Below are 12,912 nucleotides of genomic sequence, written 5' to 3' on the forward strand. Positions count from 1 at the left end.
CGCCGTGTGTCCGCCGCTCCGCTAAACACGGGGGCTGCGCGGCGGACACGCCGACGTCACAGCTACTGCCACGCCATTTTTGCAGAACTTGACGCACACAACTCCGTAGAGCGCCGAACCAGCGTTAATCCGACCCAGGCAGCAAAGTCACGGCCCGATCGGAACGTCTCCGCTGGCGGCGCGAGCGCCTCTATGCGAAAAAGGACCGCGGATCGCGTTGATGAGTTGAGTGCGCTGGCAGACCAGGATTTCGCGGGTCCGGAAGATCACGGCGAGGCCTGCTTGGCTTCGCTCTTCACAGCCACGAAGCGCATGGTCGGGCGGTGCGCCGCCTCGCAGATCGCCTCCACATTGGACATCTCGTTCTTTTGCCGTTTGACCAAAGGCTTCACATAGGCGGGTGCGATCAGCCGCACGGTGTGGCCAGCTTCCCGATCTCCCGACCCCAGTAGTGGGACCCCCGGGCCTCCTTGGCGAGGGCCGGCGCCTCAGTGTGGTCTTGCGATGTCCGGCTGCTCCTTGTTCAAAGCGCCAACAACAACGCGTCCGCCTGTTCGCTGCGCCAGACTTTTAGCGGGCGCTGAAGCGTTCGAAGCAGTTTGTCCGGGTAATCGCCGGGGACACTCGGCCTGCAGTCGTGACGGAAGTTCGCTGCCGCTCCGCTATGGTTCCGCTTCGAACCAATTCGTAAGTCCGCAGTCGCCTTGATAAGAGGGTCGGGACGACGTCGGCCTCTTTTGGTTTTCACAATCGGCGATCCGTCAGGCCGAATAGCACCGTCGTTTCCCGGCAGTCCGCAAAGTCGCTAGGAAAAGTTCGATCGGGTGAGCTACCCCGTCAGGGCGCACGGACGGCGAAGTGTCGGCAAGCGCAGCGAGCCGCTCCTGCATGACGCCGCGTATAGCGCGCAACACCAGGGCAGGATCGACCAGACCCGGTAAGACGCCTCCCAGAGCAATTGAGCGCATAGCGTTCCGCTTCATCATAATTCCGCGGCCGCGCTCGCCGGCCTGCATATGGCCCCTCACCGCTCGTAGCAGCCGCATCGCCTGCTTGCGGTGAAAGCCCCGTGACTCGACGAAATCATCCAAAATTCTCGCCTTCTCCGCTCGCGTCGGAGCACGATCACGCTCTGAAACCGCCACCGTCAGTTCTTTCCTTGCCGCCATGCTCAGCCGTCCCTAGTCGCCCCTGCTCATGACCTCGGTAGGCAGCAACTTATGTGAGCAACGGTTGAGGCAATGTGTTCGATGTCCAACAATGTCGGATACGCAACGCAGCTGAGCCAGATCTCTCCCTTTGCCTCGAAACGGTTTTTCATTTGGCATGGTACATGCTTACTCGTCGGCAAACCACGTCACGGGATGAGGAGAAATCTCCCATGATCACCTCGCGAAAAACAACGCCGCCGCGGTTCCGCCTGGACCTTCCCGGCAGCCCTGAACTCCGCTTGCCACGTCGCCGAACTGCCTGTGCTGGAAGTGCTGTCGGCCGTACACATCGTTCAGATCTCATCTCGCGCTTGGGAAGCGCCTTTACACGACTACCTCGCGGAAGCCGAGTCTCGCTATCGGAAAGAAAGACACCATGACCTTTCAGGATAATACCTATCGAACGAGCTCAATGTCGGACCCGGTAGCGGCTTCTCGATAGATGGCGGTGGTCACCGGACCGCGTGCGGCATCGGCGACGAGATTGCGCTCAGCTTCCCCCGCGAAAGAGTGGTCCGCGGTTCTTGATTACAGGGCTGGCCAACAAACGGCGTCCGGGATCGATTCAACGGGCGAACGTGCACTCGGGTTAGCATGGGATCTCAGCAACGAGGAGAAGGTGGAAAGCCGAATGGTGCAGGCAATCGAAACCTTCGGGCTTTCTGGTCAGCAACGCCAGCGTCCATATCGTGGCGCTGCTTGTCGAGTGAGGCGGACATAGACGATATCGCATGTCGCGGGGTGTGGTGTTCTGGATGCCCGAAGTTGCGCGACAGTTACCTAAGCAAGGAGAGCCAAAGTATGTGCGGCATCTGCGGATGGATTGATTTCGAAAGGGACCTAGGAAGTCCCGAGGCGCGAAGGGAGCTTGCCGACATGACGGCCACCATGGCCTATCGAGGTCCGGACGACGAGGGAACTTGGGTCGACGGGCCTGCGGCACTCGGACACCACCGCCTAGCAATCATCGATATCCAGGGCGGTCGCCAGCCGATGATGCACCAGGAAGACGGACTACCGGCGTTGGTGCTCGCTTACACGGGTGAGACTTACAACTACCGCGAGTTGCGTCAACGGCTTGCCGCCTTGGGCCACCGGTTCGACACGAGTAGTGATACCGAGGTGGTGCTGCGCGCCCACCGCGAGTGGGGCCACGGCGACCCCCGGAGCGCCGTGAGCGAACTCAATGGGATGTTTGCCTACGCACTCTGGGACACCGCTAGGCGCGAACTGCTTCTCATACGCGACCGGCTCGGCATCAAGCCGCTTTACTACTACCCCACCGAACGCGGAGTGTTATTCGGCTCCGAGCCAAAGGCGATCCTCGCCAATAGTCTCGCGAAACCGATCATGGACGCGGACGGGCTACGTCGCACCCTCTCCTCTATCCCCGACCCGGACGGCACCGTGTTCCGCGGCATGCGCGAGGTACGGCCCGGCCACATAGTTCGCGTGACCCGCGATGGCATCCAGCAGATGACCTACTGGCAGCTCACCGACAGCGGGCACACTGACGACGTTCCCGCCACCGTTCAGCACATCCGCGAGTTGCTCGAGGCTACGATCCAGCGGCAGCTCATCGCCGAGGTGCCGCTGTGCACCCTGTTGTCGGGCGGGCTTGACTCCTCGGCCATGACCGCACTGGCCGCGCGCTTCAGCGATGAACGGATTCGGTCTTTCGCCGTCGACTTCACCGGCTACACCGACAACTTTGTCCCGGGCCCGTGGCACCCCACACCCGACGGGCCGTACGTGCACGAGGTCGCGAAATACGTTGGTACCGACCACACGGACATCACGTTATCCGCGCACGAACTCATGGAGCCGAACGTGCGGGCCGCCACCCTCCACGCCCGCGACCTGCCGTTGACCTTAGGCAACCTAGATAGCTCGCTCTACCTGCTGTTTGGGGCTATCAAGCAACACTCGACGGTGGCCCTGTCTGGCGAGGCTGCGGACGAGCTTTTCGGCGGCTACACTTTTTTCCACGATCCCGCCCACGTTCAAGCCGACACGTTTCCCTGGATCCAAGACGGCTACGATTTCGCACGGCGGTCCCTGGATCCCGGCCTGGTCGAGAAACTTGACCTCCCCGGCTACCTCGACGAGCAGTACCGCAGGGCACTTGCAGAAGTACCCGCCCTGACTGGACCTGCCTCGGCCGACCCGCACGAGCGTCGGATGCGCGAGGTCTGCTACCTCGTTCTCACGCGTTACCTGCCGACGCTGCTCGACCGCAAGGACCGGATGAGCATGGCTTTGGGTCTTGAGGTGCGGGTCCCTTTCTGCGACCATCGCCTGGTTGAGTATGTTTTCGGCACCCCATGGGCGCACAAGACTTTTGACGGGCGCGAGAAGAGTCTGCTGCGGGCCGCCACCGCGGACCTGCTCCCGCTGTCGGTGGTGCAGCGAGTTAAGAGCGCGTATCCGGCTATCCAGGATCCCACCTATGACAGAATGCTGCGCACGCGGTTCGCCGAGCTGCTGAATGACCGCAATGCGGCAGTGGCACCGCTGTTGTCCGTCGACAGGTCCCATGAGTTGGTCGATGCGACCGACAACCTCAGGGGGGTAGAGCATATCCTGACCCTGCAGGATTTCCTGACCGATTACAACGTGAGCCTCACGATCTGAGACGACAGAACACGCAAAGGATAACAAAGGAGATCCGGCGTCCGAACAGGCGTTCTGTTCCGCGCCTACGAGCCGGCACGCCTGATATCGCGTGCACTTAACTACGATCTGCTGGAAGTGCAGGCATAGATCATGGGGCGAAGTTCCGATCGGTTTTTTCGCTTCGCATTGCGATGCGCTTGAAGGCCTTGAGCTTGGCGAAGAAGTGCATCATGGGGCTTCGCGGATGGTCTTTCCAATCGGCATCAGCAACTGCATTTCTGGTTTCTGCGCGCTTCGGCGAGAAGCGAACTGCCGTTGCGGATCAAGCGGGCTTCAGGCGATCGCGCTTCGTGGGCGCTTGCTGGGGTTGACGGCGGACCCAGCGGCGGGGCAAGACTTCGAAGCCCTTCTGCTCATCGGATCGGCGGATGATCTCGACCACGAATCAAGGTAGGCGGCCTTGTCCATGAGGTTGAGCCATCGTAGGCGCGGTCGGCGAACAGGTGTTTTACCCAGGGCCATCGCTTGCGGATGCGATCCAGGATCGCCTGAGCCCCGGCACTGTCGGAGATGTCGGCAGGGGTGAGGTTGACCATCAACAGCCGCCCATCCGTATCGACGGCGATGTGGCGCTCGCGGCCGAGAATCTTCTTGCCGGCGTCGTACCCTCTTGTTGACGAGCCACGCCAATCGCATCAAGGGGCTCCTATTTGCGCAAGGGATAACCGGCTATGATCCGCTGCGACGTGACCGCGCGAGCGGCTTGACGATCTCCGGACGGGTGATGGCCGTGTGCTGGGCAGGCAGCTCAAGGCGCAGCTCATTCGCGAGCTCGATCGCCTCGAGCTGCTGTTCGAGCAGATTAAGTCAGTCGAAGCCGAGCGTGACGCGTTGCTGGCCGCCGATGTCACTGACACGCCTGTGGCGTTGCTGCTCGACCTCAAAGGCATTGGCCCCGAGAGTGCCGCCATCTTGTATACGGAAGGGCTGTTCCGAAAGTTCGACAACCGAAGGCAGGTTGCAGCCTATGCCGGGCTTGCGCCGACGCTTTGGCGGAGCGGATCAATCGACCGCGAGCAAGGCGTCTCAAAGGCTGGCAATCCCCGGCTCCGGACAACAATGATCGAGCTTGCCTGGCTGTGGCTGCCCTACCAGCCCGAGTCAGCGCTCTCTCGTTGGTTCTGGAACGAGCAGCGTGTAACGCCGGGCGCAAAACAACGATCGTCGCGCTCGCACGAAAGTTGCTTGTCGCTCTCTGGAAATATGCGACCGCAGGGTTGGTCATCGAGGGCGCCGTCATGAAAACCGCCCAAGGCGATCAACACTGCATAAGGGCCAGTCCTCGTCCAACAGACTTGCCTGGCGTTCGGATTGGCGGGTCATTATCAGCTTCCTCCGTGTTTGATTCGGACTGGAGAGAGCCTAGAAGCGCATTGATCTCGGCGCGCAGGGACCGAAGGATATCGACTGAAAAACGCGGCTTCTCACTGAGCGCGTATTGGCCTGCAGCCTCGTGCGTCGTCACGCCGGAATGCAGGCGAGCGAGCTATCCGGCTGCACAATACCACGAGCTCGACGCCGCGGTACTCGAGCTGTCGCCTGATCAGCACGGTCTCGCCGCATCAGGGATGAAACCGGTAGTAGATCACCCCTTCAACCAGGTGTTCGTGGGCAGTATGTCGCCCTTCCGAGCAGAACCTGGATGATGCGGATGCCGTTCTCCTGGCGAAGCTGTGCCTAACCTGTGGACCGTCACCCGCTTGTCAATGCCGGCGGCTGCACGCGTAGAGCGACAGGCCGAATACAACACCTGCACATCGATAGGGCGATCGGCACCGCGCGCGGGAAACAGCCAGTCCTGCGGCTTCGCCAGCCGCCAGTAAATCGTAAGCGCTATTTTCGCTGCGCGTTGACGCGGGCGCTTTCGACGGATGGCCTTCGAATCGGGAACGGTATCTGGTCTGATCAGGCTGCTGTTGCTTTGGCGAAGTTGAAGGGCAGCAGATCCTCGATGGCTGCGTTCTCGGGGCGCTGAGGTAGTTCAGTGTGAGGACGTGGCGCAGCCAGGCTAACGGCTGGACGCCACAGGCGCGGCAGGTCAACATCAGGCTGTAGATGACGGCGCTGGCCCTGGCTCCGTCGACGGTATCGCTGAACAGCCAACTTTTCCGGCCAGTGGCAAAGATTCTGATGTCACGCTCGAGAAGATTGTTGTCGTTCGGCATGCTGACGTCCTCGGTGTAACGAGTCAGATATCCCCATTGGTTCAGGGTGTAGGAGACGGCGTCGCCCAGCTTGCTGTCCGGCAAGACTTTTGGGGCGATGTCGTCGAGCCATGCCTTGAGAGCATGGAGGATTGGGACACTATTTTGCTGGTGGAAGCGGCGAATGCAGTGATCTCGCGTTTCGCCGTCATCGGGGATTTGGTTCCGCGCCTGCCTTTCAACCCGATAGAGCTGTTCGAAGAACCGGAGCGCCTGTTCCGGCGGGTCGCCGCCCTTCTTTCTCGCTTTGAGTGCGTCGACGAAGCGCCGCCTGGAGTGGGCCATGCATCCAAGATGCGTTGCTCCTTCCAGCGTGCGCCAAGCGGAATAGCCGTCGCTCATCACGATGCCGCGGTAATGGCCCAGGAAGGCCTGCGGGTGTATCTGGCCGCGGCCCGGCTGATAATCGAGCAGCACGATCGGCTCGTCACTGTCGTGGCCGCTCCGGTAAGCGCACATATATGATGTGCTGGCGGCCGCTCTGTCCACTTCCTTCAGCACCTGGACCGTGGTTTCGTCACCATAGATGAGGGGCTGCGATCTGAGCCGCAGCTTCAGCGCGCCATAGATGCGGGAGAGATGCTTTTCGCTCGAGCCGATCACCCAGTGACCCAGAGCGCCACGGCTGACAGGAACACCCGCGCGCTCGAAGGCCTGCGCCAGGCGGTAGATCGGTGTGCCGTCGACGTATTTGTGAACGAGCGCGAAGGCCAGCGTCGAAGCCGTGGCGATGCTGCCCGGCAAGGGTTGTGCGGGCATCGGCGCGGTCACGACCGGCGTGTTGATGCCGGTACGCTCACAATGACGGCAAGCATACTTGAATCGCACATTCTGCAAAACCTTCGCCTTCACCTCGATATGAAGTTGCTCGGTAACGGCCTCGCCCATGCGATGCATCTGATGACGGCAGCAAGGACAAGCCTTCTGGGCGTCGGGAAGGTCGTACTCGACGCGCTCGCGCGGCAGGTTTTCCGGCAAGGCCTTGCGGCCGCGCTTCTTTCCCGTCGCCCCTTCGCTCGCCGGCAAGCCCGTGTCCGGCAGGACAACGACATCGCCATCTTCGTTGTCGGCGGCGTTCTCATCCGCGGCCTGTTCGGCTTCATTGAAGAGGCGGTCAATGTGCTTTCGCTCTTCGGCGCAAAACGATGCAGTCGTGCAAGCGCCAGCTCTTCCTCGAGTTTGACGACGCGTTCGTTGAGGTGACGGTTCTGCGCCTGCAGCGCAGCAATACGCGCCATCAACGCTTCAACAGTCGGTTCGCCGGGTCGATTCATCAGATTCTTGAATCGAAAGCATGCCGGCGCGTCAACCGCTCAATTCGAGAGCCCTCAGCCGGCAACCTGATGTTGCCGCACCGGATGGCGGACCATCGCATCGATATCGATGCCGTCGAGGATCCAGTGCAATTGCTCGGTCGTAAGCGTGACCACCGCTGCCTCCCGGCGCGGCCACCGGAACCTGTCCTCGGTCAGCCGCTTCAGGACCAGCACAAAGCCCGACCGATCGAAGAACAGGAGCTTCATCCGGTCGCGACGGCGATTGCAGAACGCAAAAACCGCCGGTGCAAACGGATCGAGCGCCATCGTCTCTTGCACCAGAACCGCAAGGCTGTTGATGCCGGCCCGAAAGTCGATCGGCTCGCGGTGCAGATAGACTTTCAGGTCAGCGCCCAGTCTGAACATGACCCAGTGCTCCGATGGTCGCAGTCAATGCATCCACATCACCGCATTCCAGCGTCAGCGTCACGCCGTTCGGCAGCGACGCGCTCACCTTGGCTGGAGAGGAAAAATGCGCTGTCCTTTTCGATGCCGACCTACGTGCCCCATCGCAAGTCCCCGGCAAATCCACCGCAGCCATGCTGCTATGTCGCAGCAAGGCCCGATCGGAAGTGCTTTCAATCTGAACCGGGATGAACGCCGATGGCAGGGACTGCGGGAGGGACTGGGTCTCCGCCCGCTTCTTTATGCACTTCCGAAGAAGGTTCGCATTGACCCCATGTTCGAGCGCAAGCCGCGATACCGACACGCCAGGCTCAAGACAGGTCGAGACAAGACGCTCCTTCGATGCCGGGTCGTATCGGCGTCACCCGTCCCGACCGACAAGCCTCACCCGCAGTCTCTGCTCATCTTCTTCCATCACTCGGTGTCCCCTATTTTGGTGGACACCTTGTATGGGGATTTCGTTGTCAAGGGGCCTTCACTGATTTCGCGGTAAAGCGGTCAGGATAGCCATAACAGAACGGTTGGTCACTGCCTTGTGCATTGGTCCGCGAGCATCAAATTCGAGGGGAGCCTGCTTTTGGGCGCATCGCATTACGCCGCAACCTTGTATTCGGTGGGTCTGCAAAAGACCCGGACCATGAAGCAGTCATTGGCTTCAGCAGCAAGGCTCCGAGGCGGCGGGCCCATTCTCATGACGGCAAATAACGCCATGGTGTCCATCGGGACACCGTCACCTCGAATCGATACGCGCGGGCGTCATTACGGCGGTTGATCCGTCAGGCGCCCTGCAGTGTGTTCAGTTCATCGGGCGCAATGTGACGCGCCCATCGGGATTTCGCCGACGGTAACCAATCGCCAGAGCGCGATGAGTAACTTGCGTGCGAGCGCCACGATCATCGTCGTCTTGCGGGCGCCCTGTGCCGCTCGTGCCTGGAACCATTGCGTCAGTTCGCTATTCTTTTGGAATCTCAGGAAGCGCCAGGCCAATTGGATCAGCCCGCGTCGCACCCGGGCGTTGCCTGCCTTGGCCAACCCCTTTTCGCGTCGTTTAGATCCGCTCTCGTCGGGGGAGCCTGTCAGACCGGCGTAACGCGCCACCGCGCGCCGGTCTCTGAGGTTGCGGCTAAGCACCTCGTGGACCAGCATGTCGGCTGTCTCAATCCCGACACCAATCACGCGCGCCAATAGCACAACCATTGCATTATACCCCGACGCGGGCGCCTGCTCAAGCTGGGCAATTCTGGCTTTTTCAATCGTCGTGATCTGATCGCGCACCACCGCAAGCCGAGCCATGTCGCGCCGCATCTCTTCCAGCATATTCGGCGGAAGCGGCTGTCCTTCCGAAGTGCGCAGGTCCGGCAACTTCTTCGGCGCCCGGCGAAGCTCGGGCTTGAAGCCACGGATGCCGAGCCGAGCCAGCGCCCCTTTCATGCGATTGACTATCCGCGTTTTCTCGCTGACCAGGTTCTCCCGCTCGCGGCTCGGCCGCTTGGCATCCTCTTCCGCCAGTGATGGGATCGCCACCATGCGGCAGTGGCCACGCTCGCCACGCAGCCAACCCAGGAACACGCGCATCAGCATGGCCGTGTCTAGCCTGTCGGTTTTCGCCCGTCGGTGTTCACGGTTCACGGCGACGCTGGTTGAATGGATGACGTGAGCGTCTATGCCACGCGTCTGCAGCCACCGGGCCAGCCAGAAGCCGTCTCGCCCAGCCTCGAAGGCCAGCGCGACCCGGTCTATCGGCATGCCCGCAGCCTCCGCCTCCGATCGCCAACGCGCGATCAAACCGAGCAATGCATTGGGATCGGGATCGAGTTTCTTGAGGGGGTGTCGCTGAACGCCGGGAAGCATTCCGGCCACCAGCCAGTTATTTTGACTCATTTCTACAACGACGAGCACAGTGCGAGCTTGATCCAATACAGTGATTGATCGGCTGAGATCGTCGACTTTGGACATGATAGTCTATCCTTCGGGTTGATCGTACGACGATGGTGCCACCTCGCCGCTCCCCCGCATAGCTTCTCATGCATCAGAGCACTCAACAGCAAAAGGTGCGCGGAAATTCGCCCTTACAGTAAATCCGCAGGATGCGCAGAAGCTGCGCCGACAATATCACGGTGTGGTCCTTGCCGCCCTTGCCGTGCTCGATCCGGATCACGCCGCGTCCGCTGTCGATGCCGCCGACCTTCAGCCCACGGTCTCCGAAGCGCGAAGGCCAGCAGCGTAGGCCGTGGTCAAGGCCGTCCGCGTCTTCAGGCTCGGCACCGCCTCAAGAAAGCGGACAACCTCGTCGGCGCTCAGCACGACCGGCAGCGTGCGCGCGGCGCGCGGGCATAAACGATCCGTTCCGGAATCTCGGCATGGCCGAGCGTCACGCCGTAGAAGAACCGCAGTGCGCACAACGTTTGGTTCAGCGCAGGCCAGGAGATCCCGGTCGAGACCAGATGCACCTGGAAAGCGCGGACGTCTTCAAGGGCAAGCGATCCGGAGAGGGGCCGAAATGGCGGGAAAACTTCGCCACCGCGTGTACGTAGGATCGTTGCGTGGCCGCGACAGATTGCGGATCGCCATGTCCTCGATCATGCGCCGACGAAGTGGACTCAACTCGACCATCTAATTGCTCCTGTTCTCGAGATTGCGCGATTTCGCTTCAACAACCGCAATCCTTCAAACAGAAGCGTCACCCGCAAACCGATCCGCCAAATGCCGCGTTAGCGGCTTCATCAATCCCAATTTCCCGATTTTCCAAACGGCCTTTAACAAGCGATGTGGCGCCCAGCACCAACGTTGTGATTATGCCAAGCCGGTTACTTCCGGCCGTAGAATGGTCTTTGAGTGTTAGACCGATTCAGGCCGAGAAGTCTAGTCCGGATTTGAACAGCTCGGGTCTAGGCGTTCTCATCAACAGCAGTGACGCACCCGGTCGCAGCTCGCGATGAGCGATCCCGCACTTGCTCAACAAGGTTGCGCATTGAGCACGGCGCGCCAGACCCGTTTTTGCGGTGCGTTGCGGTCCTTGGCGAGCGCCTTTCGGTGTCGACCTGGCCCAGGAACACGATCTGCTGGGCCGGATGGGCGAATCTAGCCAGATAGCGGGCACGTGGTGAGCTCAAATTCTTGGTCCGCCAAGCTGCTGGCGTCCTTGCGCAGATCCTCGCTCTGCCTCAGCTAAAATCAGCTTGATCAGGGATCCACATCCACCTTCGGCTGTCTCCTGCTCTCGACTAACCCACCTTTACTGGGAGCCAGCTGCGCTGAAGAGGGGAAATGAGAGGCCGCAGATTGTTCGTCGAGGGTCGGAAATGGTATTATTGACCAACTGATTTGGTCGGCAGCGTGTTGAAGAATCGCCTCGGACAAGGCAAGGCTGGGAGAAGAGGCGATGACATGTCCGATACAGTCTCTGTAATCGCCTTTCCTGACGATGCGGGTCTTGGGTTTAACGAACAATTTGACCTCGGCGACACTTGGTACAGCGGATGCCCGGCTCTCGCCATCAATCCAATCGAGGATGCCATCGCGATGAGGAAGTAGGTTCCGCGCGGCCGCAGTCTGCGAATGGCTTCTGCGCAAATCCCACTCCTCGCCGATGACTAGCTTGATGTGCTCAGTGACGAGATCGATACCGTAAGCTAGCCGAACTAGTTTAGGATTGGGCCCGCCAGGCATACGCGGATTGACTTCAATGACAACTGGACCACGCTTGGTCCACCGGAATTCAATGTTCGTTGGTCCCCAATCAAGGCCGAGAGCTCGCAAACAGCTGGCCGAAATATTGGCGATACGTTTATGCTCGTCGTCAGTCAGCGGGGCCGGAAAGGTCAACTGACGGAAGACGAAGTGCGGTGGAGGGCCAAAATCAGCAGCCTCAATCCCAATGACTTCCTTTCCCATTATGTCAGCGCTATAATATAAGCCTTGCGCGAATTCTTCCACCAGTATCCTTGGCGCAGACCGCCATATGTGCATCCCGCTCAACAGATAGGTCGCGTGTTCGGCCACCTCATCGGCGTTGCGGCATAATCGGACACCGCTGCTCCCTGCCCCCACGACCGGCTTAAGAACCACCGGTAAGCCGATCTCGGCGGCGCAGCTTTCTACGTCCGCCGCATTCGCTGCCAAGCGAAAAGCGGGTATTGGAACGTCGGCATCCGCAAGGAGTTGACGTTGAGTGAATTTGTCACAGCATCGTTCAATCGATGTCGGATCTGGTCCCGGAAGACCGAAATGCCGGCATAGTTTGCCAATTGTTGCATAGAATGCCTCCAGAGAGGACGTGATGCCAGCAATGTCGTAAGTGGCCCCTAGAAGGGAACATTCGCGAATCATCGCATCCAGATTGTCTGTATCGATACGGATTGCCTCAAGCCCTTCCGCAGCAAGATAGTCGTACTGGGCTGGATCAGCCGACAAGGTAATTGGATGAAGACCAAGACGCTGGGCCGCTTGGACATATAGCAGGCCATTACCTGTCGGATCGGCCTCGACCATAATGAGCGCTCTCGTTGCCATCGGTTGTTGAACTCCACTCCATGGCGTGGGGCATTTTTCAGCCGTGCCTCACTTTAGATTCTGCGGCGATTGTATCACTAGACTGTGCGCGGCGATTGTATCACTGTCGGCGATCTGCAGTCGCAAAAGTTGGGTAAATTTAGGTGAATAATTTGTTGCTACTGGGGCTCTCAAGACGCGAATCGGGGAGATGTGCGGCGCGAGCGAGCGTTGCGTCAATCAAGATGAGAATGCTGGCGGGTTGGAACGCCGGACGGCGTAGCCCGACTGGAGTTTCAAGCCGCCAGCGCCGCTCCGCTTTTCGGGGGCGTTTGTCTAGTGATCGCGGTCGACCGGGTATCCCTTGATCTGATCCCCAGAAACTGGACCGTTCAGAATTGGAGTTTTCCGCTGTAGTTTCCCGGCTGGGAGAGGAGCGGAAGCGATGAAAGCATCGAAGTTTTCGGACGCGCAGAAGGCGTTCATTCTGAAGCAGGGAGCGGATGGGTTTCCTGTGGCGGAGATCTGCCGGAGGGCCGGGGTCAGCCAGGCGACCTATTTCAACTGGAAGAAGAAATATGACGGGCTGCTGCCGACAGAGATGAAGCG

The 12,912-nt window shown here is 60.2% G+C and carries 5 protein-coding genes and 9 pseudogenes; 3 read left to right on the forward strand and 11 right to left on the reverse strand.

All coding sequences use genetic code 11. The annotated features are described in order from the left end of the window. Positions 1-168: 168 nt before the first annotated feature. Both NKH37_RS33505 and NKH37_RS33510 read right to left on the reverse strand, forming a co-directional pair. Positions 169-460: pseudogene (locus tag NKH37_RS33505) on the reverse strand (IS110 family transposase); the annotation flags it as partial. A gap of 26 nt (positions 461-486) precedes the next feature. Next, a pseudogene (locus NKH37_RS33510) lies at positions 487-929 on the reverse strand (ISNCY family transposase); the annotation flags it as partial. 1,083 nt (positions 930-2,012) lie between these two features. Here NKH37_RS33510 and asnB point away from each other — a divergent pair. Beyond that, positions 2,013-3,845 (forward strand): asparagine synthase (glutamine-hydrolyzing), encoded by a 1,833-nt coding sequence (gene asnB / locus NKH37_RS33520; protein WP_353042510.1) that lies wholly within the window; start codon positions 2,013-2,015, stop codon positions 3,843-3,845. A gap of 358 nt (positions 3,846-4,203) precedes the next feature. Here asnB and NKH37_RS33525 read toward each other — a convergent pair. After that, positions 4,204-4,507 (reverse strand): annotated as a pseudogene (locus NKH37_RS33525) (transposase); the annotation flags it as partial. Between NKH37_RS33525 and NKH37_RS33530 the strand changes: the two are divergent. Continuing rightward, positions 4,468-5,137 (forward strand): annotated as a pseudogene (locus NKH37_RS33530) (transposase); the annotation flags it as partial. The pseudogenes NKH37_RS33525 and NKH37_RS33530 overlap by 40 nt on opposite strands. Before the next feature lie 376 nt (positions 5,138-5,513). Here NKH37_RS33530 and NKH37_RS34155 read toward each other — a convergent pair. From NKH37_RS34155 to NKH37_RS33565, 8 genes and pseudogenes are all read right to left on the reverse strand, one after another. Continuing rightward, positions 5,514-5,718: pseudogene (locus tag NKH37_RS34155) on the reverse strand (tyrosine-type recombinase/integrase); the annotation flags it as partial. A 74-nt stretch (positions 5,719-5,792) separates the two neighbouring features. Then, positions 5,793-7,365 (reverse strand): annotated as a pseudogene (gene tnpC, locus NKH37_RS33535) (IS66 family transposase). A 54-nt stretch (positions 7,366-7,419) separates the two neighbouring features. After that, positions 7,420-7,773, reverse strand: coding sequence for an IS66 family insertion sequence element accessory protein TnpB (gene tnpB, locus NKH37_RS33540; protein ID WP_353042512.1), 354 nt, complete (start codon positions 7,771-7,773; stop codon positions 7,420-7,422). Then, positions 7,754-8,227, reverse strand: a pseudogene (tnpA, locus tag NKH37_RS33545) (IS66-like element accessory protein TnpA). The gene tnpB and the pseudogene tnpA overlap by 20 nt, the downstream one beginning before the upstream one ends. 386 nt (positions 8,228-8,613) lie before the next feature. Beyond that, positions 8,614-9,768, reverse strand: a complete 1,155-nt coding sequence (locus NKH37_RS33550) for an IS110 family RNA-guided transposase (RefSeq protein ID WP_353042514.1) — start codon at positions 9,766-9,768, stop codon at positions 8,614-8,616. A gap of 118 nt (positions 9,769-9,886) precedes the next feature. Then, positions 9,887-10,425: pseudogene (locus NKH37_RS33555) on the reverse strand (tyrosine-type recombinase/integrase); the annotation flags it as partial. A gap of 142 nt (positions 10,426-10,567) precedes the next feature. After that, positions 10,568-10,732 (reverse strand): annotated as a pseudogene (locus tag NKH37_RS33560) (IS110 family transposase); the annotation flags it as partial. A gap of 263 nt (positions 10,733-10,995) precedes the next feature. After that, positions 10,996-12,324, reverse strand: coding sequence for an ATP-grasp domain-containing protein (locus NKH37_RS33565; protein ID WP_352814226.1), 1,329 nt, complete (start codon positions 12,322-12,324; stop codon positions 10,996-10,998). A 424-nt stretch (positions 12,325-12,748) separates the two neighbouring features. Here NKH37_RS33565 and NKH37_RS33570 point away from each other — a divergent pair. After that, on the forward strand, positions 12,749-12,912 hold a 164-nt coding region (locus NKH37_RS33570), incomplete at its 3' end, for a transposase (RefSeq protein ID WP_353042516.1).

The organism is Mesorhizobium sp. M1217 (assembly GCF_040318275.1).
GTDB lineage: Bacteria > Pseudomonadota > Alphaproteobacteria > Rhizobiales > Rhizobiaceae > Mesorhizobium.

Excerpts from the sequence above, each read along its gene's own strand:
- asnB (WP_353042510.1), top strand. The coding sequence starts at position 2,013 with ATGTGCGGCATCTGCGGATGGATTGATTTCGAAAGGGACCTAGGAAGT.
- tnpB (WP_353042512.1), bottom strand. The coding sequence starts at position 7,773 with ATGTTCAGACTGGGCGCTGACCTGAAAGTCTATCTGCACCGCGAGCCG.
- NKH37_RS33550 (WP_353042514.1), bottom strand. The coding sequence starts at position 9,768 with ATGTCCAAAGTCGACGATCTCAGCCGATCAATCACTGTATTGGATCAA.
- NKH37_RS33565 (WP_352814226.1), bottom strand. The coding sequence starts at position 12,324 with ATGGCAACGAGAGCGCTCATTATGGTCGAGGCCGATCCGACAGGTAAT.